The sequence below is a fragment of the Enterobacter chuandaensis genome (genome assembly GCF_003594915.1).
GTDB lineage: Bacteria > Pseudomonadota > Gammaproteobacteria > Enterobacterales > Enterobacteriaceae > Enterobacter > Enterobacter chuandaensis.
This window is the reverse complement of record NZ_QZCS01000002.1, coordinates 169,672-192,244: the sequence shown is the minus strand read 5'-3', so window position 1 is coordinate 192,244 and position 22,573 is coordinate 169,672. Positions and strand designations below refer to the sequence as shown.

The window sequence follows — 22,573 nt, the reverse complement described above, 5'->3', positions numbered from 1 at the left end:
AGCTGAAAGTGATCGGCTTAACACTGTGGTGTAAATCTCTGGTTTGACCACGCATTATTGCGTTTCAAAGTTGTTAAATTTTATCCGTTGTTCTAGAAACAAAATGTAACATCTCACTGTTTCACAACAACGGACAACAACTATGAACAACTCAGGGAAATACCTTATGTGGGCAGGGCTCTCCGTTGTGGGAGCCTTTGCCCTGGGCTATATCGCCCTCAACCGGGGGGAACAGATCAATGCGCTCTGGATCGTGGTCGCCTCCGTCTGCATTTATCTGATCGCGTACCGTTTTTATGGCCGCTATATCGCGAAGAACGTACTGGGCGTTGACGCAACGCGCATGACGCCTGCCGTTCGCCACAACGATGGCCTGGACTACGTGCCGACCGACAAAAAAGTGCTGTTCGGTCACCATTTTGCGGCGATTGCCGGGGCGGGCCCGCTGGTGGGGCCGGTGCTGGCGGCGCAGATGGGCTACCTGCCGGGGATGATCTGGATCCTCGCGGGCGTGGTGCTGGCGGGTGCGGTGCAGGACTTTATGGTGCTGTTTGTCTCCACCCGCCGTGACGGCCGTTCTCTGGGCGAGCTGGTGAAAGAGGAGATGGGGGCAACCGCCGGGGTGATTGCGCTGGTGGCGACCTTTATGATCATGGTGATTATCCTCGCGGTGCTGGCGATGATCGTGGTGAAAGCGTTGACCCACAGCCCGTGGGGGACATATACCGTCGCCTTCACCATTCCGTTGGCGCTGTTTATGGGGATCTACATACGCTACCTGCGCCCGGGCCGCATTGGTGAAGTGTCCGTGATTGGCCTGGTGTTCCTGGTGTTCGCGATTATCTCCGGCGGCTGGGTGGCGGAAAGCCCAACGTGGGCGCCGTTCTTCGACTTTACCGGCGTACAGCTGACCTGGATGCTGGTGGGCTACGGCTTCGTGGCGGCGGTGCTGCCGGTGTGGCTGCTGCTGGCCCCGCGTGACTACCTCTCTACCTTCCTGAAAATCGGTACCATCGTCGGGCTGGCCATCGGCATTCTGATTATGCGTCCAACCCTGACCATGCCTGCGCTGACCAAGTTTATTGACGGCACCGGCCCGGTCTGGACTGGCAACCTGTTCCCGTTCCTGTTTATCACCATCGCCTGCGGGGCAGTGTCCGGCTTCCACGCGCTGATTGCCTCCGGCACCACGCCGAAGATGCTGGCGAATGAAAATCAGGCCTGCCTGATCGGCTACGGCGGCATGCTGATGGAGTCTTTCGTCGCCATCATGGCGCTGGTCTCGGCCTGTATTATCGACCCGGGCGTCTACTTCGCGATGAACAGCCCGATGGCGGTACTGGCCCCGGCGGGCACCGCTGACGTGGTGGCATCCGCCGCGCAGGTGGTGAGCGGCTGGGGCTTTGCCATTACTCCGGAAACGCTGACGCATATCGCTAATGAGGTGGGCGAGCAGTCGATCATCTCCCGCGCGGGCGGGGCGCCTACGCTTGCGGTGGGCATGGCCTACATCCTTCACGGCGCGCTGGGCGGGCTGATGGACGTGTCGTTCTGGTATCACTTCGCGATCCTGTTCGAGGCGCTGTTTATCCTGACGGCGGTGGATGCGGGAACCCGTGCGGCGCGCTTTATGCTGCAGGATCTGCTGGGGGTAATCTCCCCGAACCTGAAGCGTACCGACTCGCTCCCGGCTAACCTGCTGGCGACGGCGCTGTGCGTGCTGGCGTGGGGCTATTTCCTGCATCAGGGCGTGGTCGATCCGCTTGGCGGGATTAACACCCTGTGGCCGCTGTTCGGTATCGCCAACCAGATGCTGGCGGGCATGGCGCTGATGCTCTGTGCGGTGGTGCTGTTCAAGATGAAGCGCCAGCGTTACGCGTGGGTGGCGCTGGTGCCAACCGCGTGGCTGCTAATCTGTACCCTGACGGCGGGCTGGCAGAAAGCCTTCAGCCCGGACAACAAGGTGGGCTTCCTGGCGATCGCCAACAAGTTCCAGGCGATGATCGACAGCGGCAAGATCCCGGCTCAGTACACCGAGTCGCAGCTGTCGCAGCTGGTGTTTAACAACCGTCTGGACGCCGGGCTGACCATCTTCTTTATGGTGGTGGTTGTGGTGCTGGCGTTGTATTCTCTCAAGACCGCGCTGGCTGCGCTGAAAGTCGACAAGCCAACGGCGAAAGAGACACCGTATGAGCCGATGCCTGAAAACCTGGAAGAGATTGTGACCCAGGCGAAAGGGGCGCATTAACCCGTGTGCCGGGTGGCGGCTTCGCCTTACCCGGCCTACATTTCCTGTGAGATCAGAACTATGTTCGACACCCTTTCCAAAGCAGGTAAATACCTGGGCCAGGCCGCTAAAATGATGATCGGCGTGCCGGATTACGATAACTACGTCGAGCATATGCGCGTCAACCATCCGGACCAGACGCCCATGACCTACGAAGAATTTTTCCGCGACCGCCAGGACGCCCGCTACGGCGGCAAGGGCGGGGCGAAGTGCTGTTAACCCTCTTTTGGTAAATAGAGGCTGATCTGCTCCTGCTTACAGCCGTAGATCGCCGCGAGCTTTTCGCGGGTGCGCTTTTGCGGTCGGGAGTCCAGCGCTTCCAGCTGTGACACGGCGGACTGGCTGATGCCAAGTTTCTCCGCCACCTCCTGCTGGGATAGCCCGCGCAGGATACGCCACGCGGCCTGCAGGCTGACATTCTCGTTATGCATGATGTCGCATACTTCACCCGGTAAACCTACGTTATCGTAGATGTCTGATTCGTAAGGGATGTCTTCCCAGTCGTTTTCATCATCGTCATCGTACTCAAGCATGGCTAAACGCATGCGAAAATATTCATCGTAGGGAATGACAACATACTGTTTTTTGCCTTCTTCATCCTTGATGAACTGAATAGTCATATTCCGTATGCTCCTCATGAAGGTAGGTGGTGGTTGTCCGGCGTTTTACCGCCACTACGTAGCAGGTGTCACCCGGCGGGTCTCCGAAGGTGTAAATGACCCTGTAATCACCTAATCGCAGCCTGTAGTGGTTTTCGGGAGAAGATAATTTCTTGATATCCGCGACAGGTGATGTTTTATCATCCATCTTCTCCAGCCTGAATTTAATGCGGTTCTGATATCGCGTATCGATTTTAGAAAATTGCTTCTCTGCTGTTTTTGACCAGACGATCTTCATCCGTACCTCCACTGTACGCCCACACAAAATATAAGGAAATAATAAGACTATTAGATAAATTCCGAATTTCTTATGGGGTACTGTAGAGCGGAGAAAAAACGCAGGTAAGAGGCAAAACGCAAACCGTCGAGGCTGCTCGGAAAGGCCTCTGCCGGGCGACAGAGGCTTGTAGAAATTTGCGATCAGGCGTTCAAACCGCCGTCCACGTCCAGACCGGTACCGGAGATCTGACCGGCAGCCGGGCTGGCAAGAAAGGTAACCGCTGCCGCGACGTCTTCCGGCTGGCCGTAATGGCCCAGGGCAATAAGCTGACGCTGAGAGTCAGCCTGTTCCCCGTCCTCCGGGTTCATATCGCTGTTGGTCGGTCCGGGGTGCACCAGGTTAACGGTAATACCGCGTGGTCCCAGGTCGCGCGCCAGCCCGCGGGTAAGGGAGTTCAGTGCAGATTTGGTCATCGAGTAAACGGCGATGCCCGGCTGCGCCACGCGGTTTGCCAGACAGCTGCCGATATTAATGATGCGTCCGCCGTCAGACATGTGCACAAGCGCTTCCTGAATGGCGATCACCACGCCGCGAATGTTGACGTTGATAAGGGCGTCGATGTCCGCCAGCGTCATCGATTCCAGCGGGCCGCCGCGCGCAATCCCGGCGTTGTTGACCAGAATGTCCAGCCCGCCAAGAGAACGCGCCGCATGGGTGACGGCGTCCTGAATCGCCTGCGCGCTGGCGCTGTCAGCTTGAATCGCCTCGCCGTGCCGCCCAAGCGCTTTAATTTCATCGGCAACCGCCTGGGCTTTGTCGGCAGATTTTTCATACGTAATAACCACGTCGGCACCGGCGCGCGCCAGCGACAGCGCGATAGCCCGACCCAGCCCGCGGCTGGCGCCGGTAACCAGCGCCTTTTTACCTGTTAAATCGATCTGCATGATGACCTCGTTAGGAGAGTGGTGAGAATCATCATTAGGTATAGCCTGTCGGCGAGATTAACGGCTGAAGGATTCCACTTTCTCAAACGCGGCGCTCAGAACGTCGGGGCTTAACGCAACCGGCAGATAGTGAATCGACTCCACCGGGCGCAGGGTGTGGGCGATAACCTTATCCAGCTCGTCGCGGTTATTGATATCAACGTCCAGCTCGCGAAGCGTGGTCGGCAGGTTGAAGCGCCGGTACGCCGTCACCAGCTGCGCCAGCACGTCGTCCTGGCCGAGCAGGGCGCTCTGCACCAGAATGCCGTAGGCCACCTTGGTGCCGTGCAGGTATTTTTCCGTCTGTGGCAGTACGGTTAAGCCGTTGTGGACCGCATGCGCCGCCGCCACGCGGGTATAGCGTTCGCCCAGGCCGCCGACCATCCCGCCGCCGGCAATAATGGCATCCACCACATCCCTGAACGCCTGGGTTTGTTTGCCGCGCTGCTGGTCAGTCAGCGCTTCCTCGCTGTGCTCCAGCAGCACGTCGCGGATCGCCAGCGCGCCGTTGATGCCCAGCCGCACGGTCAGCGGCAGGTTTTCCGGCTCAGGTGCCAATACCACCGCCTCGTACCACTTCGCCAGCGTATCGCCGATGCCCGCCAGCAGGTATTCCGCCGGAGCATTGAGGACGATCTGCGGCTCCACCAGTACCAGGAAGTTGGCGTCGTCGAAGATCTCAAACTGCAGCGCCTGGCCGGCATCGTTGTACCAGACGGAGAGCGGGGTCCACGCCGCACAGGTGGCTGCGATGGTGGGGATGCCCACGAACGGCACCCCCAGGCGGCGCGCCACGGCCTTGACGGTATCCATCACCGCGCCGCCGCCGACGCCAATCACCACGCTGGCATCGCTGCCGGATTCATTCACCAGATGGGTGACGTCACGCTCGCTGCAGTGGCCTTTAAACAGCAGGTGCTTCGCTCCAGGTGCGTTAAAACTCTCCGGCAGGAACGGGCGCGCGCCCTCTATTGCGCGCTCGCCGTAAATCCACACCGCGCGGGAAAGCTGTTCCGGGGTAAAGAAGTTATCCAGCTGCGCAAGGCTGCCGGAATGAGAGAAGTAGTTCGCCGGGCCGGGCACGACGCGGATGTCGGTGTTGCTCATGATGTTGTCCTTTTTTCGCAAGCGCTAACCCGATGTTATGTCTGGACATCCGGATGGCTAATAATATTTCGCTTTATCTTATGCCTTTTCCGTCGTTGTCAGTCAACCGGAGCTGTGAAAAATTCGATAAATCAGAAGAGTAATGAAGGATTTACGCGGATGGTTTCCAGTCGCCTTGAAATGCGCGGTATCAGCCTGGCCTTTTCCGGCTTTCAGGCGCTGTCGCGCGTGGATTTCACCCTGAACGGCGGGTCGGTACACGCGCTGACCGGTGCCAACGGCGCGGGGAAATCAACGCTGATGGCGGTGCTGTGCGGGACGCACGACCACTATGAGGGCGAGATCAGCATCAACAACCATCCGGTAACCATCCGCGAGCCGCTGGACGCTAAGCGGCTGGGTATTCACCTCGTGCAGCAGGAAGTGGACGTGGCGCTGATCCCGGGGCTAAGCATTGCCGAAAATATCATGCTCGACCAGCTGGCGCAGCCGGGGCATCGCTACCGCTGGCGCACCGTTCGCCAGCAGGCGAGGCAGGCGCTGGCGCAGCTCGACGTGTCACTTGACGTTCGCCGCGCCATCGACAGCTGTTCCCTGGCCGAAAAGCAGCAGATTTTGCTGGCACGCGCCTTGTCACACCACTGCCGTTTTTTAATTCTCGATGAGCCCACCGCGCCGCTGGACGCGCACGAAAGCGAGCGCCTGTTTGCGGTAGTGAGACGTTTAAAGCAGCAGGGGATCGGCGTGGTGTTTATCTCCCACCGCATTCACGAGCTGAAGGCCATCTGCGACACCCTGACGGTGCTGCGCGACGGCAAGCTGATTGAGTCCGGTCCGATGGCGGATCTGAGCGGCGAAGAGATCGTTGAGAAGATGCTTGGCCACGTGCTGAGCGATATTTATCCGCCCGCGCGGCCGCCGCACGGCGACGAGACGCTGCTGCGCGTTGAGGGGCTGCACGACGACGCGCTGCTGAAAGATATCTCCCTGCACCTGCGCAAAGGTGAAATCCTCGGCATTGCCGGGCTGGCGGGGGCGGGGAAAACCGAACTCTGCAAGGCGCTGTTTGGCGCCACCAAAAGCCGCGTGGCGCGCGGCGAGCTGAACCATCAGGACTGGAAACCGCGTGACCCGGCAGATTCCGTGCTGCGCGGGCTGGCGCTGGTGCCGGAAGAGCGGCGCAAAGAGGGCATCTTTATCGATGAGCCGGTGAGCATGAACCTGGCCGTGTCCGCCGATAACAGCTTTTCGCGCTGGAGCCTGTTCGGCCATCGTCAGGCGTGGCGCTGGGCGGAAGAGGTGATTGCCCGCGTCGGCGTGCGTGCGCGTGGGCCGGGGCAGGTGCTGCGCCGCTTATCTGGCGGCAACCAGCAGAAGGTCGCCATCGGTAAATGGCTGCGTAATGACGCCAGTGTGCTGATATTCGACGAGCCGACCAAAGGCGTGGACGTGAAGGCCAAAACCGACCTGTTCCAGCTGATCGACGGCCTGGCGCGCGAGGGCAAAGGGGTGATTTACGCCTCGGGCGAGTTTGCCGAGCTGGTGGGATTGTGTGACCGCATCTGCGTGCTGTGGGACGGGCGCATCGTGGCGGAGATCGCCGGGGCCGAGGCCCGCGAAGAGACACTACTTTATTATTCAACCGGAGGAACGGCGTCGTGAGCAAGGCCCTTTCAGTGACCGCGGCGGCGTCTGGCCGTCAGCAACTTTTTGATTTTCTTTATAAGTGGGGCATGCTGCTGACCGTCGTCGCGCTGGTGGCCGTCTTTGGCCTGGCGTCAGACAGCTTCCTCGACCCGAATAACATCATCAACATTCTGCGCTCAATTGCCATCGTGACGGTGATTGCCGTTGGCGTGTCGATTTCGTTGACCGTCGGCGGGTTCGACCTCTCCGTGGGATCTACCGCCTCGCTGGCGAACGCGCTGGTGATTTCCCTTTTCGTCTGGCACGGCTTCGGTACCACCGAGTCGATTCTGATCACCCTCGCGCTCTGCACGCTGGTGGGGCTGTTCAACGCTTTCCTGATCGTCATCCTGCGTATTCCGGACATGCTCGCGACGCTTGCCAGCCTGTTTGTAATTCAGGGCGTGGCGATGACCTACAGCTACGGCGGGTCGATTACCGAGAACATGGTGCTGCCGAGCGGCGACATGGCGGAAGGCACCATTCCGGCGGCGTTCAGCCTGCTGGGGCAGGTGCCGACCATCGTCATCATCATGCTGGCGGTGACCCTGCTGGCGCAGCTTGGGCTGTCGCTGACCACGCACGGACGCCGGATGTACGCCATCGGCGGCAACCCCGAAGCCGCGCGCCTCTCCGGCATTCGCACCACGCGCTACAAGGTGGCGGCTTACGTGATCGCCTCGCTGCTGGCGGGGCTGGGCGGGATCCTGCTGGCCTCGCGCATCGGGTCGTCGCAGGTGAACGCGGGCGGCGGGTATCTGATGGATGCGGTGGCGGCGGCGTGGATTGGCTTCTCGCTGGCAGGTTCCGGCAAGCCGAACGCGCTGGGGACGCTGGTGGGGGCGGTGATCCTCGGCGTACTCTCCAACGGGCTGGTGATGCTCTCCGTGCCGTATTACGCCATGGACATTATAAAAGGGCTGGTGCTCGCGGTGGCGCTGGCGATTACCTACATACAAAAACGCTGACAACACAACGGGATAAAAAATGAAAAAGATTGCGCTCTCTTTGGTGGCTCTTGGGTTACTCACGGCACTGCCGGGCTTCGCGGCTACGCCCGCGCCGGTTCCTGCTGCCATTGCCAACCACGACGGTCCGATCCGTATCGCGGTGATCCGTAACCTGGGCTCGGACGACAACACCACGCAGTTTGTTGCCGGGGCGATTCAGGAAGGGAAGAAGCTTGGCTTTAAGGTCAGCACCTTTTTGAGCAACGGCGATGATGCCAAATTCCAGGACTTTGTTAACCAGGCCATTAGCCAGAAATACGACGGGATTATTCTCTCTCAGGGACGCGACCCGTACTCCACCGCGCTGGTGAAGAAGGCGGTGGATGCCGGGATCAAGGTCGCCGTGTTTGATACCGCCGTGAACGGCGAGATCCCGGGCGTGACCGTGACCCAGCAGGACGATGCCTCCCTGACGAACCTCTCCTTCGGCCAGCTGGCGAAAGATTTTAACGGCAAGGCCAATATCGTCAAGCTGTGGGTGGCGGGCTTCCCGCCGATGGAGCGCCGTCAGGCAGCCTATAAAGAGCTGCAAAAGCAGTACCCGGATATCAAAGAGCTGGAATCTATCGGCGCGGTCTCCTCTGACGTGCAGGGCGATACCGCCAACAAGGTAGGCGCGATCCTGGCGAAATACCCGAAAGGCAAAATCGACGCTATCTGGGGCACCTGGGACGCCTTCAGCCAGGGCGCGTATAAGGCGCTGAAAGAGAACGGCCGCACCGAGATCAAGCTCTACAGCATCGACATTTCCAATCAGGATCTGCAGCTGATGCGCGAGCCGGGTAGCCCGTGGAAGGTGAGCGTGGCGGTAGATCCGAAGCTGATTGGCGCGACCAACGTGCGTCTGATCGCCAATAAGATTGCCGGAGAAGCGACGCCGGCAACCTACGATTTCAAAGCGGCGGCTATTCCGCAGGCGCTGCTGACCGCCCAGCCGGGCCCGGTGAACGTGGCGTCTCTGGGGAAAATCATTCCGGGCTGGGGTCAGACGGAAGATTTCATCGCGCCGTGGTTTGCGACGCTGGAAGCGAAAAATAAATGAGCAGGCTTCCTACGCCAGAATACAGCCGCAATATGCGGCTGATTGGCCATAGCGACCAGGGCGGGCGTCCGGACGGTGTTCAGCTGATGGTGCACCGCGGCTTTGCGTATATTGGACATATGGTGTCGCAGGGCTTTTCGATTGTGGACGTGCGCGACCCGAAGAACCCGAAAGCGGCAGGCTACGTGCCCGCGCCGCCCGGCACCTGGAACGTCCATTTACAGGCGCATGACGACCTGCTGCTGGTGATTAACGCCCGGGATCTGTTTGCCGATGCGCGCTTTGCTGACGAGAAGGTCTACTACACCCGCCAGGTGGGGGAGACCGTCAGCGACGTGCAGAACAAAGGCTGGAGCGCCGGGCTTCGCGTTTTTGATATCTCCACACCGGACAGGCCGCGCGAAATCGGCTTTCTGTCGCTGAGCGGCATCGGCATTCATCGCATCTGGTACGTCGGCGGGCGCTGGGCGTACGTGTCAGCGCTGATCGACGGCTTTACCGATTACATATTCCTGACCATCGACCTGGCGGACCCGCGTAAGCCCGAGGTGGCGGGGCGCTGGTGGCTGCCGGGGATGAACCAGGCAGAAGGGGAGAAGCCGAACTGGCCGGAAGGGAAACGTTACGCGCTGCACCACGCGATTATCGCGGGGGATACCGCGTACGGCAGCTGGCGCGACGGCGGCCTGACGCTGCTGGACGTGAAGGATCGTACCCAGCCTAAGCTCATTAGCCACCGCAACTGGAGCCCACCGTTTGGCGGCGGGACGCACACCGCGCTGCCGCTGCCGGACCGCTCCCTGCTGGTGGTGCTGGACGAAGCGGTGCTGGACAACCAGGAGGACGGCGAGAAGCTGATCTGGCTGTTTGATATTCGCGAGCCGTCGAACCCGGTAAGTATTTCTACCTTCCCGCAGCCGGACGAAACTGACTACGTGGCGAAAGGGGCGCATTTCGGCCCGCATAACCTGCACGAGAACCGGCCAGGGAGTTTTGTCAGCTCGACGCTGATTTTTGCCACGTATCAGAACGCGGGCGTGCGCGCATATGACATTTCCAATCCGTATCGACCGGTGGAGACGGGGGCGCTGGTGCCCGCCGCGCCGGAAAGAATGATGGACACGCGGCCAAATCGTCCGCAGGTGATCCAGTCATGCGACGTGTTTGTGGATGCGCAGGGGGTTATTTACAGCACAGATTATAACGGCGGGCTGTCGGTGATTGAGTATCTGGGGTGAGATTTTGCCGGGTGGCGGCTGCGCCTTACCCGGCCTACATTTTGCACCCGTAGGCCCGGTAAGCGCAGCGCCACCGGGCAAACAAACGGCACTCAACTGTACTGCCGCACCCTTGCTACCAGCGCTTCCGCGCTGTCGATGCGGTCGGCAATGACAATCAGCGCTTTGCCGAGCGCGATTGCGTGGCGCAGGCATTCGTGGCGCATGGCTTCGTCCTGGATGCTGTCGATATCCGCGACGTGGGAAAGCCCGACGCTGCGGCGAATAAGCTCGGTGCCGCAGAAGCCGATGGCGTCATGCCAGACCTTTTTCAGGAACGCGGAGGCATAGCCCGGCGCGCTAAGGGCGGCGTCGCGGGCTTTCTCGTTTGCCAGCGCCTGGAAGCGTTCCGCGAAGGTGTTCCACAACTCCTGAATATCGGTCAGGCGCTGCTCGCGCGCGGCGGCGGCATCGCGAATGCCCAGATGCCCCGGCAGGCCGCAGAAGTTCAGCAGCAGGTTGCCGATGGCGGTGCCGACGTCAAAGCCAATCGGCCCGAAATAGCCGAACTCGGCGTCGATGGCCTTCAGGCTGCCGTCGGCCACAAAAATCGACCCGCTGTGGATATCGCCGTGCAGCAGCGCTTCGGCATGCGAGAAAAAGCGGTGCTTCAGGGAGGCCACGGCAATTTTTAGCTGGGCGTCGTCGCGCAGAGCCGCTACGTCATTTTCCAGCTCGGCCGGGTAGCTGTTGCGCTCGTGGATCTGGTACGGATCGTTGAAGAACAGATCTTCGGTGATCTCGCACATCTCCGGGTTGATGAATTTCGCCACCTGCGCTTTTTTCGCGTGCGGGTGCAGGTAGAAGTCGCTGGTGTGGAAGAGCGCGTGCGCGAGGTATTCGCCCAGCTGCTGCGTCGCCTGTGGGTAGTAAATGTTGTTGATCAGCTCGCCGCGCCAGATGCGATGGCTGGAGAGATCTTCCATCACCATCACCGCCAGTTCCGGGTCGTAGTGGTGGATTTTCACGGTGTGCTGCGGGCTGTGCTGGTAATGCTCGACCAGGGTTTGTGCTTCAAGACGGGCGCGGTCCAGCGTCAGCGGCCAGGACTCGCCAACGCAGCGTACGTAGGGCAGCGCCTGCTTAACGATGATGCGGCTCACGCCCGCGCGGTCGAAAATTTTAAAGACCAGATTGAGGTTGCCGTCGCCAATTTCCTGCGCCTCTACCAGCGTTGAAGGATCGTCAAGTCCGCCAAACTGCCTGGCATACTCCACGGCGTCCTGAGCGGTAAAGGTACGGTATTGCGACATGGCCTGCTCCTCAGTTTTGCTAATTAAGACATGTAGACGTCTATACATCTGGATTTCATCCTGACACAATGTGCTACAACAACGCAACAGGGAATTAACGACATGCAGACATTACAGACGACCAGCCTGCGGGTGGCGGATAATCAGCTTTTTATTCTCGACCAGCAGGCGCTTCCGCAGGAGAAACGCTGGCTGGATGCCTCGACGGTGGAGGCGCTGGTTGGGCACATCCACGCCCTGCGGGTGCGCGGCGCGCCGCTGATTGGTCTTTCTGCAAGCCTGCTCCTGGCGCTGCTGGCGGAAAACGGCAAAAGCCGCGACGAACTGGCGGCAGCGCTGGAAACCCTGCGCGCCTCCCGCCCGACAGCGGTGAACCTGATGAACAATCTCGACCGCATGAAGATTGCGCTTTGGCAGGAAGATTTCGTTCCGGCGCTGGTGGCTGAAGCGCTGCGCCTGATTGATGAAGACAAACGGCTGTGCGACGCGATTGCGAAAGCGGGCAGCGCGCTGGTGAAGCCCGGCAGCCGACTGCTGACCCACTGCAACACCGGCGGGCTGGCAACGGCGGGCGTCGGTACCGCGCTGGGCGTGATTGCCCGCGCGCATCAGGACGGTAACGTCAGCAGCGTCTGGGTGGATGAAACCCGTCCGCTCTTACAGGGCGGCAGGCTGACCGCGTGGGAGCTGGGCGAGTTGGGCGTGCCGTATCAGCTGATTACCGACTCTATGGCCGCCAGCCTGATGGCGAAAGGGCAGGTGGACGCCGTGTGGGTGGGGGCAGACCGTATTGCCGCCAACGGCGACGTGGCGAATAAAATCGGCACCTACTCCCTGGCGGTGCTGGCGAAGTTCCACGGCATTCCGTTCTACGTGGCCGCCCCGCAAACGACTCTTGACCCGGACTGCCCGAACGGGGATGCGATCCCGATCGAGCAGCGCGCCGCCAGCGAGGTGACGGGCGTCGCCGGAAGTTTTGGCGCGGTGCAGTGGGCACCGGAAGACGCGCAGGTCTATAACCCGGCGTTTGACGTCACGCCTGCCTCGCTGATCAGCGGCTGGGTGCTGGATTCGGGCGTGGTCACGCCCCAGGAGGTTGCGGAAGGGAAATTTGCCTGAGTCCGACTATCCTTTAAGGGGTTCCCTTAAGAGGACAACATCGTGACGCTCGATCCTGAAACAGACTTAAAACTGGAGCGCGTGGTGGACGCACCGCGCGACCTGCTGTGGCTCTGCTGGACCACGCCGGAGCACATCAAAAACTTCTTCATTCCTGCTCCCCACAAGGTGACTGAATGCGACCTTGACCTGCGCGTGGGCGGGCGGTTCAACACCGTGTTTGAGGTGGACGGGCAGCGGATGGATAACCGCGGCGTGTTTCTTGAAATCGATCCCAGTAAAAAGCTGGTCTTTACCGATGGGTATACCGAAGGCTGGAAACCTGCCGAGAAGCCGTTTATGACGGCGCTCCTGCTGCTGGAGGATGTCGGGGAGGGCAAAACCCGCTACACGGCAATTGCGCGCCACCCGACGAAGGAAATCCGCGAACAGCATGAACAGATGGGCTTCCACGAAGGGTGGGGCGTTGTGCTGGATCAGCTGGTGGGGTATGTGAAGGGATTGAAACGTTGAAGCCCGAGCGGCCTGATGTCCTCACCCCGGCCCTCTCCCACAGGGAGAGGGAGAAAAGATTATGCGAGGCGAGGATACGCATCCGCAATCGCATCACCCGTAAACTGCGCCACCCAACCCTCCGGGTTATCGAAAATACGAATCGCCGTAAAGTTCGGCTCTGAGCCCATATCAAACCAGTGGGGCGTGCCTGCGGGCACGGAGATCAGGTCGTTTTTCTCACACAGCACCTGATACACCTCATCGCCAACGTGCAGGCAGAACAATCCCGCGCCCTCCACGAAAAAGCGCACTTCGTCTTCGCCGTGGGTGTGTTCGTTCAGAAATTTCGCGCGCAGCGCCTCTTTCTGCGGGTTGTCGGCGCGCAGGCTAATGACGTCCCAGCTCTGGTAACCCTTCTCTGCGACCAGCTTGTCGATCGCATGCTGATACGCTTCGATCACGGCTTCGGGCGCGGGATCCTGCCCTAAATCGCGATCCGCAGCCCAGCGTTCGAAGCGCACGCCTTTAGCGTTGAGCTGCTGGGCGATCTCGGCGGCGTCGGTGCTGTGCCACTGGTGCTGGCTGGCGTCTTTGTCGGAATAAATGGTCAATGCGCTCATGAAGGGATCTGCTCCGGATTTATCTCGTCAAACTGGTGGACCTGATGGTGATGGCTTGCGCCGTCATCTTCACCGCGAATCAGCTGCAGGGTGCGAAAACCTGCCTGTTCAGCCGCGTCCAGTTCCTGATGAATATCGGACAGGAACAGGATCTGCGACGGCGCGATGCCCGTTTGCACCGCAATATTTTGATAAGACTGCACTTCGCGCTTGGCGCCGATGTGGGTATCAAAATAGCCGCTGAACAGATGAGTAATATCACCTTCGTCGCTGTAGCCAAATAACAGTTTCTGCGCGGCGACAGAGCCAGAGGAATAAACATAGAGATCAATCCCTTGCGCTTTCCATTTTTCCAGCGCAGGCAGCACGTCAGGGTAAAGGTGGCCGGTAAAGTCGCCGTTGACGTAGCCGTCGTGCCAGATGATCCCCTGCAGGGCTTTGAGCGCCGTGGATTTGCGGTCTTCATCCATAAAGGCAAACAGGGCGTCAGTGAGCTCGCTGACGCTGGCGTGAGGGCTACCGATTTCATCACGCAGATTGTCCAGAATGGATTTCACCGGCTCGGCGTACTGCTGCGCGGTCACGAAGGCCGCCAGCCGCTCGCGTGCGTACGGGAACAAAACATCATGGACAAAACGAATATCGCTGGTGGTCCCTTCAATATCCGTCACAATCGCGCGAATCATACTCTCTCCAGTTGGCGTAAACGCATTTCACATTCAAACAGGAATTCCAGTCCTTCCAGATGACGGCGGGCTTCGGCCACGTCGCGTCCCCAGCAGGTTAAGCCATGGCCGCGCAGAAGAAAACCATAATTAAGCGGGCGATCCTGCGCGTAATGGGCGATTCGTGAGGCGAGGGCGTCGATATCCTGGTCGTTATCAAAGACCGGGATAGCGACCGTATCCCGATGCGAGGTCTGCCCGGTGAGGGATTTTTGCATCTCGAAGCCGCTGATGTTGAGCTCGGCGTCTTTGACCAGACGCGACAGCACCGTGGCGTTAACCGTGTGAACGTGCAGAACGGCGTTGGCTTCCGGGAACAGTCGATAAATCAGCGTGTGCAGCCCGGTTTCCGCCGACGGTTTACGACCGGACGGCGCGCGGTTGGTGGCAATCTCAACCTGCAGAAAATCTTCCGTCGTCAGGCTGCCTTTGTCTTTGCCGGATTCGCTGAGCCAGCACAGGTGGTCGTCCTGACGCACCGACATGTTGCCGCCGGTGGCCGGAGCCCAGCCTTTGGCTCCTATCCAGCGGCAGGCGTCGACCAGTTGCGTGAGTTGCAGGTTGTCTGTCATTTCCTTTTACCCTCTCGGCCAGGAATATTCATATGGTTTATACCCGTCATACTTCAAGTTGCAGGTGCGTTGGCTGCACTCACTCACCCCAGTCACGTACTTATGTACGCTCCCGGGGATTCGTTCCCTTGCCGCCTTCCTGCAACTCGAATTATTTAGGGTATAGACGTCTAAGCGTCTTGATTGCCAAAGACTAACATCGTGTTATAGTGGCAGCAACATAAGTATTACAAGCAGGCACACGACAATGAGCAATAACGCATTGATTCCGCAGAGTAAACTCCCCAGTCTCGGTACCACCATCTTTACGCAGATGAGCGCCCTGGCGCAGCAGCACAACGCCATTAACCTCTCGCAGGGTTTTCCGGATTTTGACGGACCGGGCTATTTGCAGGAGCGCCTGGCGTACCACGTGGCGCAGGGGGCAAACCAGTACGCGCCGATGACGGGCGTGCAGGCCCTGCGGGAAGCGATAGCGGATAAAACGGCGGAGCTGTACGGCTATAAGCCCGATGCGAACAGCGACATCACGGTGACGGCAGGGGCGACCGAAGCGCTGTATGCGGCCATTACCGCGCTGGTGCGTACCGGTGATGAGGTGATCTGCTTTGACCCAAGCTACGACAGCTACGCGCCTGCGATTGAGCTGTCCGGCGGCGTGGTGAAGCGCGTGGCGCTCCAGCCTCCCTATTTCCGCCCGGACTGGCAGGCGTTCGCGGCGCTGCTGAGCGATAAAACCCGCCTGGTGATCCTGAATACGCCGCACAACCCGTCGGCAACGGTGTGGCAAAAAGCCGATTTCGCCGCGCTGTGGCAGGGGATTGCCGAACGTGAAATTTACGTACTGAGCGACGAAGTCTATGAGCACATCTGTTTCGCAAAAGAAGGGCACGCCAGCGTGCTGGCCCATCCGCATCTGCGCGAGCGCGCGGTTGCCGTGTCGTCATTCGGTAAGACTTATCATATGACCGGCTGGAAAGTAGGGTACTGCGTGGCGCCCGCTGCCATCAGCGCGGAGCTGCGCAAGGTTCATCAGTACCTGACCTTTGCCGTGAACACGCCTGCCCAGCTGGCGCTGGCGGACATGCTGCGCGCCGAGCCGCAGCACTATCGCGACCTGCCGGAATTTTATCGCGCGCGTCGGGATCTGTTTGTGAATGCGCTGAGTAAAAGCCGCCTGGAAATTTTGCCCTCTGAAGGAACCTATTTCCTGCTCGCTGACTACAGCGCGATTTCCGATCTGGACGACGTGCGTTTCTGCCAGTGGCTGACGAAAGAGGCGGGCGTGGCCGCTATTCCGCTGTCGGTATTCTGCGCCGATCCCTTCCCGCATAAGCTGATTCGTCTTTGCTTTGCGAAGCAGGAGCAGACGCTCCTGGCGGCGGCCGAGCGTCTGAACGCGCTCTGATTATTTCACTGTCCAGGCTTCCGAGTAGCGACGGTCTGCGAACAATTCCAGCAGGCCGTTGATTTGCTTGAGGCGCAGCACCTCATCGCTGTCCATACCAAGCTCTTTACTGATTCTCTCATCGCTCCAGCCAAGCTGGGCAAGTTCACGAATGATATCTGACATGGCATTGATTTGATGCCTCCCGCGTGCCCGGTTGTGTCGGATGGTGGCGGCCATGCGGTCATGTTTATCCTGCCGGTCCTGACGCAGGCAGGTGACGGGCAGGTAACCTCTGAGCGTTCGCTTCAGCGCCGCCCGACTGGTGCCAATTTCATGGCGGTGAAAACCATCCACAATTTCATAATGCTGCGGTTCGCTTTCTGTCACAACAATAGGTTGGGTGAATCCATCAAGTTCCAGTGACTTGCAGAGCAACCGTTTTTCCGGCGGGGCCACATTGTTGGGGTTGTAATCGTTGGCGGTGATCGCGTCCTGTTTGATCCACAGTACGCAGTCGATGGGCTGATCGGCAAACGGGCTATTTTTATGTAGTGCCTGGCGAAAGGCGTTAATGGCGCTAATTCTGTCCTCTTCGGGAAGTGACTCAAGGTACGTTTCGATGTCTTTGATTATTCTTTGTCGCATAAAATGCCCCACTCCTTGCGCTTAGCCTTCACTCTGTCGCTGTAGCGCTGATAATGTTTAGGTTTGTTTGGGCTGAATGACAGTGCTCTGCACCAGTAGTCGTTATTCAGTAAAACCTTACAAATACGGCGCCATGAAGGAACGTCTTTGGCACCGATATCGCCTTCCTGAGTATCGGGAATATCCTCCATGCCTCTCTTCTGATACCAGTGCAGATAAACGGCGATTTTATTGCGGTAATGTTCAGCCGTATTTTGCGGCATGCTGTCGAGCAGCAGCATGGCGTATTCGCGCCAGCAAAGGTGCTCGGGTTTGAGTATTTTACGGTGACCATAAAAATGATTATCGTGACCGGCATAGATCCCACCGCTGCGCACACCGTTTACGCGTTCGCACATATTCGCCCATCGCTCAGGCTCTACAACGTGGTAGAGCCATAACCCCTGACGTTGCTCCGGTCCGAAGGGTTCGCAGATGCGCATATAGCGGGGCGGTACGCCAGCCTGAAACATCAGGTCATAAAGGCGGTTATAGCAACATCCCGATTTGGCGAACCAGGTCCAGATATCGGCGGTTTTCCAGTCGTAGACAGGGTAGATATACCAGGCATGTCCCCCGGGTGCGACGGTGGTCCAGGGCTTATCATCCGCAAACCGCTGCTTTCGTGCCGACGCGATAGCCAGAAAGCGGTTGTAGGATTCATCGGCGCGGATACCAATCAGCATAGCCGCCGGGCGATGGCCTGAATACCAGTCGGAGAAACTGCGAACAAAAACTTCAAAGGTCATGCCTGGCTGGTAGAAGGGAAAAAAGGAGGGATCGGTTATCGCGTCTTCAGGTGGCTGGCGAACCCACCTGGCGTCGGGCTCCCAGCATTGCCATTCCGGCTGAAATTGCGACAGTGAATTTTGCGTTGTGAGGGGAAGGGCGACCCACCAGAAATGACTGATAACATCGCTGTACAATTCACGCATGTGTTCGACGTGGGAAATCGTATAGGTGAATTGTGCTTCCCAGTCGATAAACAGCACATCTATTTTGGTTTTCATCTGCCGCGCCTGAAGGGCAACAAGATGCAGCATGACGGTGGAATCTTTACCGCCTGAAAAGGAGACGCAGGTCCTGGGTAAATTCTCGAGAGTCCATTTTATTCGTTCCCGAGCCGCAGTAAGAACATCCTGATTAAGAGGGTACTTATAAATTGACATGCTTATTCTCATCCTGAGTAATAAATACCAGACGTTGGTGTCAATAGTAGTGTGAGGATTATATCAGTCAATAAATAAATGTATAAAGTTTATTCCGGTTGTTTCTATAACGATGGTGTATGTTTCAGAAATTACGTGGCTCTGCATTTTTGGCGAGAACCACGTTCGAATCTTACGGTAAGGTTATTTCCTCGATGAAACTCGCGAAGGCGGAGCTATTCAATGCGGAACGATTATACATCATGTAAATATCAATGCTGGGGAACTGAATATCTGTTTCTATTTTGCGCAGATTAAGAGCTGGGCCATATTGTTCAAAGGCCGGTGTGGGCGCTAATCCGATCAGATCGGAGGAACTGATCATCGACAAAAGCGAAATAAAAGAGTCGCTGCGATAGACAATATTTCTTTCGGTTAAAATGCTTTCGGCCTTCTCCTGGTAATCTCTGACGCTGTTCTCATCGCTCAGGTAGGCGGTAAAGTTTTCATTAAGGATCTCTTCACGCGTCGGGTTTGCGCCGATGCGCGGATGCCCTTCCCGACAGACAAGAACAAAAGGAAGTTGGTAGTACAGACTGCAGGCAACTGAACGACTGTTAGAGGAGGCAAAAGAAAATATCAGGTCAGCTTTTCGGTAGGCTAAGAGATCCTCCGCTGAATCAGGTGCAAGAAAAACATCATGTAACTCAACGGAGTAGTTGTACTTGCTGATGAGTAATTTCATCGGTTCAAGCATTGTTTTCGTGCTCATAAACTGCGGGGAATAAATGACAAAGTTCTTCTTTAATCCGCTGCTGTGCATGATGTTGATGGTCTGCTCAAGCTGATTCAGGTTTTGCTCCAGATGATGATGCAGATTGACGCCGACGGTGGTGGGCGTAATCCCTTTCCCTGAACGAATAAACAACGGATCGTTGAGCTGTCCGCGCAGACGCTGCAGTGACTGGCTCACCGCAGAGGGCGTAATATAGAGCGTCTCGGCCGCTTTACTGATACTCAGATGCTGATAAATGCATTCAAAAATGACGAGCAGGTTGAGGTCGAATTTTTTTAGATCGTAGAGATTTGCCATGTTTCGTCCTGAGGATGTCGTGTTTGCTGTGGTTATCACATCACTGATAACTATAGTTTGAAGTTAACCATTTACAATCCTTGTGGTTAACTCTCTTAATTTTAAATTAAACTCAACTAAATATATCACGCTGTCAGATTATTGAAATAGCGCTTCAAAGATGATTAAGATATTTTTATCTTAGTAGTGAGGGTGAGCACGTCGAATGACAATTGTCATTTATATATTGAGATAGTTTTATCATAAAAATAGATTTATAACGCTCCGCAAAGATGTTCGACACTGCCTATCACAGCCATAGGCAGGAATGTCTCAGTTATGGATTGCTCATTCTCTGCACGGATGGTGTAATCAAACCGCTGTTACCGCCTTGTTATTAAGGATGTAGAGCGCAACGCAACGCCAGCTTCGGCTGGCACTGAATGTACCTGCGGGGAATTCAGGTATCAGGGCCGCCCGTTGGGGCGGCCTTTTTACTTTTGGCATTTCCTTTAAAAAGGTTCACCTTACTGTCTTGTTGATGTTGTTAGGTTTGGCTGATTGATTTGATAAAGCATACGCATTAGCCCCGATGAAGAAAGTTGGTTACCTTACATCTCAACGAAAACACGGAGGAAGTACAGATGTCTTTGATTAATACCAAAATTAAACCTTTCAAAAACCAGGCGTTCAAAAACGGTGAGTTCATCGAAGTTACCGAGAAAGATACCGAAGGCCGCTGGAGCGTGTTCTTCTTCTATCCGGCTGACTTCACCTTCGTTTGCCCGACCGAACTGGGTGACGTGGCAGACCACTACGACGAACTGCAGAAGCTGGGCGTAGACGTTTACTCTGTGTCTACTGATACCCACTTCACCCACAAAGCGTGGCACAGCAGCTCCGAAACCATCGCGAAAATCAAATACGCGATGATCGGCGACCCGACTGGCGCCCTGACCCGTAACTTCGACAACATGCGTGAAGATGAAGGCCTGGCAGACCGTGCAACCTTCGTTGTTGACCCGCAGGGCATTATCCAGGCTATCGAAGTTACCGCTGAAGGTATCGGCCGTGATGCATCTGACCTGCTGCGTAAAGTGAAAGCAGCTCAGTACGTGGCGTCTCACCCAGGCGAAGTGTGCCCGGCGAAATGGAAAGAAGGCGAAGCGACCCTGGCTCCATCTTTAGACCTGGTCGGCAAGATCTAAGTCTGTAAAGCCTGGCGGCGCTGCGCTTGCACAGGCCTACAGTATCGTAGGCTGGGTAAACGAAGTGCCACCCGGCAATCAATGGGCGCACCCCGCGCCCATTTCATTCCAGCACCATGATGCAAGTTGCATTCAGGCCGCCCGCATAAGGCAGCTTGCATGATGACGTCTTAAGAGAGGGAAGAACAATGCTCGACACAAACATGAAAACCCAGCTCAAGGCCTACCTTGAGAAACTGACCAAACCTGTTGAGCTGATTGCCACGCTGGACGACAGCGCGAAATCGGCAGAGATCAAGGAACTGCTGGCGGAGATCGCCGAGCTGTCGCCGAAAGTGACCTTTAAAGAAGATAACGCACTTGCGGTTCGTAAGCCGTCTTTCCTGATTACTAACCCAGGCTCTGACCAGGGGCCGCGCTTCGCCGGCTCTCCGCTGGGACATGAATTTACCTCGCTGGTGCTGGCGCTGCTGTGGACCGGCGGTCATCCATCGAAAGAAGCGCAGGCGCTGCTGGAGCAGATCCGCGATATCGACGGTGACTTTGCGTTTGAAACCTACTACTCGCTCTCCTGCCACAACTGTCCGGACGTGGTGCAGGCGCTGAACCTGATGTCGGTGTTGAACCCGCGCATTAAGCACACGGCGATTGACGGCGGTACGTTCCAGAACGAAATTACCGAGCGCAACGTGATGGGTGTTCCGGCGGTTTACCTGAATGGTCAGGAGTTTGGCCAGGGTCGCATGACGCTGACCGAAATCGTCGCCAAAGTGGATACCGGCGCAGAAAAACGCGCGGCGGAAGCGCTGAACCAGCGCGATGCCTACGACGTGCTGATTGTCGGCTCCGGCCCGGCGGGGGCGGCGGCTGCGGTTTACTCCGCACGTAAAGGGATCCGTACCGGTCTGATGGGCGAACGCTTTGGCGGACAGGTGCTGGATACCGTTGACATCGAAAACTACATTTCCGTGCCGAAAACCGAAGGTCAGAAACTGGCAGGCGCGCTGAAGGCACACGTCAGCGATTACGAGGTGGATGTCATCGACAGCCAGAGCGCCAGCAAACTGATTCCGGCGGCGGTGGAAGGTGGCTTACACCAGATTGAAACCGCTTCTGGCGCGGTGCTGAAAGCGCGCAGCGTGATCGTTGCCACCGGGGCGAAATGGCGCAACATGAACGTGCCGGGCGAAGATCAGTACCGCACCAAAGGCGTGACCTATTGCCCGCACTGCGACGGCCCGCTGTTTAAAGGCAAACGCGTGGCGGTGATTGGCGGCGGTAACTCCGGCGTGGAAGCGGCTATCGACCTGGCGGGTATTGTTGAACACGTGACGCTGCTGGAGTTCGCGCCTGAGATGAAGGCCGACCAGGTTCTGCAGGATAAAGTTCGCAGCCTGAAAAACGTCGACATCGTGCTGAACGCGCAGACCACCGAAGTGAAGGGTGACGGCAGCAAAGTGACCGGCCTGGAGTACCGTGATCGCGTAAGCGGCGACGTTCATAGCGTCCAGCTTTCGGGGATATTCGTACAAATTGGCCTGCTGCCAAACACCACCTGGCTGGAAGGCGCGATTGAGCGCAACCGCATGGGTGAGATCATCATCGATGCGAAATGTGAAACCAGCGTGAAGGGCGTGTTTGCTGCGGGCGACTGCACCACCGTGCCGTACAAGCAGATCATCATCGCAACTGGCGAAGGTGCAAAAGCGTCCCTGAGCGCGTTTGACTACCTGATCCGCACCAAAACCGCATAATAAAAGAAAGTAAGACATACCTGCAGTAGCCACCTCATCACGGGGTGGCTTTTTTATTTTTTGGTTTTTTTTATCCGTAATTCTCCTCGTTATTCACCCCTTCATGCGTTAATTACCTGCTTCGATCAAAGAAAATAATAAGCCTGCTGATAATATCTCGTCGTTTTTTGTTGATAAATATTTATATTTAACATGAATGATAAGAATATATTCACCCCTTCAATATATGAGGCATTAACCCCGTTTGAAATAAAGGGATTAC

The 22,573-nt window shown here is 57.4% G+C and carries 22 protein-coding genes; 11 read left to right on the top strand and 11 right to left on the bottom strand.

Features of this window, described 5'->3' with window-relative positions; all coding sequences use genetic code 11:
• Positions 1-142: 142 nt before the first annotated feature.
• Both cstA and D5066_RS04110 read left to right on the top strand, forming a co-directional pair.
• A complete protein-coding gene (cstA, locus tag D5066_RS04115) occupies positions 143-2,248 on the top strand; it encodes a pyruvate/proton symporter CstA (RefSeq protein WP_119915130.1) in 2,106 nt (701 codons plus the stop codon).
• Between the two features lie 60 nt (positions 2,249-2,308).
• Complete coding sequence (locus tag D5066_RS04110; protein WP_006809671.1) at positions 2,309-2,506, top strand: YbdD/YjiX family protein; 198 nt, start codon at positions 2,309-2,311, stop codon at positions 2,504-2,506.
• On the opposite strand, the gene D5066_RS04105 is transcribed toward D5066_RS04110, so the two are convergent.
• The 4 genes from D5066_RS04105 to D5066_RS04090 all read right to left on the bottom strand — a co-directional run bounded on the left by D5066_RS04105 (position 2,503) and on the right by D5066_RS04090 (position 5,256).
• Positions 2,503-2,907 (bottom strand): helix-turn-helix domain-containing protein, encoded by a 405-nt coding sequence (locus tag D5066_RS04105; RefSeq protein WP_080327934.1) that lies wholly within the window; start codon positions 2,905-2,907, stop codon positions 2,503-2,505. The genes D5066_RS04110 and D5066_RS04105 overlap by 4 nt on opposite strands.
• A complete protein-coding gene (locus tag D5066_RS04100) occupies positions 2,882-3,184 on the bottom strand; it encodes a type II toxin-antitoxin system RelE family toxin (RefSeq protein ID WP_017899060.1) in 303 nt (100 codons plus the stop codon). The genes D5066_RS04105 and D5066_RS04100 overlap by 26 nt, the downstream gene beginning before the upstream one ends.
• 182 nt (positions 3,185-3,366) lie before the next feature.
• Positions 3,367-4,110 carry an SDR family NAD(P)-dependent oxidoreductase gene (locus D5066_RS04095; RefSeq protein ID WP_028012303.1) on the bottom strand — a complete coding sequence of 248 codons (744 nt, stop codon included), beginning with the start codon at positions 4,108-4,110 and terminating at the stop codon, positions 3,367-3,369.
• 57 nt (positions 4,111-4,167) lie between these two features.
• A complete protein-coding gene (locus D5066_RS04090) occupies positions 4,168-5,256 on the bottom strand; it encodes an oxidoreductase (protein ID WP_119915129.1) in 1,089 nt (362 codons plus the stop codon).
• Between the two features lie 159 nt (positions 5,257-5,415).
• Between D5066_RS04090 and D5066_RS04085 the strand changes: the two genes are divergently transcribed.
• Genes D5066_RS04085 through D5066_RS04070 form a run of 4 tightly spaced genes read left to right on the top strand, consistent with a single transcriptional unit; the run spans position 5,416 to position 10,232 of the window.
• Complete coding sequence (locus tag D5066_RS04085; protein WP_119915128.1) at positions 5,416-6,918, top strand: sugar ABC transporter ATP-binding protein; 1,503 nt, start codon at positions 5,416-5,418, stop codon at positions 6,916-6,918.
• Positions 6,915-7,910 carry an ABC transporter permease gene (locus D5066_RS04080; protein WP_119915127.1) on the top strand — a complete coding sequence of 332 codons (996 nt, stop codon included), beginning with the start codon at positions 6,915-6,917 and terminating at the stop codon, positions 7,908-7,910. The genes D5066_RS04085 and D5066_RS04080 overlap by 4 nt, the downstream gene beginning before the upstream one ends.
• Positions 7,911-7,929: 19 nt before the next feature.
• Positions 7,930-8,994, top strand: a complete 1,065-nt coding sequence (locus tag D5066_RS04075; RefSeq protein ID WP_119915126.1) for a sugar ABC transporter substrate-binding protein — start codon at positions 7,930-7,932, stop codon at positions 8,992-8,994.
• Positions 8,991-10,232 (top strand): LVIVD repeat-containing protein, encoded by a 1,242-nt coding sequence (locus D5066_RS04070; RefSeq protein WP_080327929.1) that lies wholly within the window; start codon positions 8,991-8,993, stop codon positions 10,230-10,232. Before D5066_RS04075 ends, D5066_RS04070 begins: the two co-directional genes overlap by 4 nt.
• 92 nt (positions 10,233-10,324) lie before the next feature.
• Here the strand turns inward: D5066_RS04070 and mtnK are convergent, their stop codons facing one another.
• A complete protein-coding gene (gene mtnK / locus D5066_RS04060; RefSeq protein WP_119915124.1) occupies positions 10,325-11,524 on the bottom strand; it encodes an S-methyl-5-thioribose kinase in 1,200 nt (399 codons plus the stop codon).
• A 102-nt stretch (positions 11,525-11,626) separates the two neighbouring features.
• On the opposite strand from mtnK, the gene mtnA reads away from it, so the two are divergent.
• Both mtnA and D5066_RS04050 read left to right on the top strand, forming a co-directional pair.
• Entirely contained in the window at positions 11,627-12,643 is a 1,017-nt protein-coding gene (mtnA, locus tag D5066_RS04055; RefSeq protein WP_119915123.1) for an S-methyl-5-thioribose-1-phosphate isomerase, read from the top strand.
• A 42-nt stretch (positions 12,644-12,685) separates the two neighbouring features.
• Entirely contained in the window at positions 12,686-13,156 is a 471-nt protein-coding gene (locus D5066_RS04050) for an SRPBCC family protein (RefSeq protein WP_119915122.1), read from the top strand.
• Positions 13,157-13,215: 59 nt separating this feature from the next.
• Here D5066_RS04050 and D5066_RS04045 read toward each other — a convergent pair whose 3' ends face one another.
• From D5066_RS04045 to D5066_RS04035, 3 genes are read right to left on the bottom strand one after another with little or no spacing between them, the layout of a single operon-like run.
• The gene (locus D5066_RS04045; RefSeq protein WP_119915121.1) at positions 13,216-13,758 is read right to left on the bottom strand and encodes a 1,2-dihydroxy-3-keto-5-methylthiopentene dioxygenase; all 543 of its coding nucleotides are present in this window, start codon (positions 13,756-13,758) and stop codon (positions 13,216-13,218) included.
• Complete coding sequence (gene mtnC, locus D5066_RS04040; RefSeq protein WP_080327925.1) at positions 13,755-14,444, bottom strand: acireductone synthase; 690 nt, start codon at positions 14,442-14,444, stop codon at positions 13,755-13,757. Before mtnC ends, D5066_RS04045 begins: the two co-directional genes overlap by 4 nt.
• A complete protein-coding gene (locus tag D5066_RS04035) occupies positions 14,441-15,055 on the bottom strand; it encodes a methylthioribulose 1-phosphate dehydratase (RefSeq protein WP_119915120.1) in 615 nt (204 codons plus the stop codon). The genes mtnC and D5066_RS04035 overlap by 4 nt, the downstream gene beginning before the upstream one ends.
• Before the next feature lie 247 nt (positions 15,056-15,302).
• Between D5066_RS04035 and D5066_RS04030 the strand changes: the two genes are divergently transcribed.
• A complete protein-coding gene (locus D5066_RS04030; RefSeq protein WP_119915119.1) occupies positions 15,303-16,463 on the top strand; it encodes a pyridoxal phosphate-dependent aminotransferase in 1,161 nt (386 codons plus the stop codon).
• On the opposite strand, the gene D5066_RS04025 is transcribed toward D5066_RS04030, so the two are convergent.
• The 3 genes from D5066_RS04025 to citR all read right to left on the bottom strand — a co-directional run bounded on the left by D5066_RS04025 (position 16,464) and on the right by citR (position 19,370).
• A complete protein-coding gene (locus D5066_RS04025; RefSeq protein ID WP_119915118.1) occupies positions 16,464-17,090 on the bottom strand; it encodes an IbrB-like domain-containing protein in 627 nt (208 codons plus the stop codon). It abuts the gene before it with no gap.
• Positions 17,075-18,298, bottom strand: a complete 1,224-nt coding sequence (locus D5066_RS04020) for a phosphoadenosine phosphosulfate reductase (protein WP_119915117.1) — start codon at positions 18,296-18,298, stop codon at positions 17,075-17,077. The genes D5066_RS04025 and D5066_RS04020 overlap by 16 nt, the downstream gene beginning before the upstream one ends.
• Before the next feature lie 172 nt (positions 18,299-18,470).
• Entirely contained in the window at positions 18,471-19,370 is a 900-nt protein-coding gene (gene citR, locus D5066_RS04015; RefSeq protein ID WP_119915116.1) for a DNA-binding transcriptional repressor CitR, read from the bottom strand.
• A gap of 623 nt (positions 19,371-19,993) precedes the next feature.
• Between citR and ahpC the strand changes: the two genes are divergently transcribed.
• Positions 19,994-20,557 (top strand): alkyl hydroperoxide reductase subunit C, encoded by a 564-nt coding sequence (gene ahpC / locus D5066_RS04010; RefSeq protein WP_008501015.1) that lies wholly within the window; start codon positions 19,994-19,996, stop codon positions 20,555-20,557.
• Positions 20,558-20,745: 188 nt separating this feature from the next.
• Positions 20,746-22,311, top strand: a complete 1,566-nt coding sequence (gene ahpF, locus D5066_RS04005; protein ID WP_119915115.1) for an alkyl hydroperoxide reductase subunit F — start codon at positions 20,746-20,748, stop codon at positions 22,309-22,311.
• Positions 22,312-22,573: the final 262 nt, after the last annotated feature.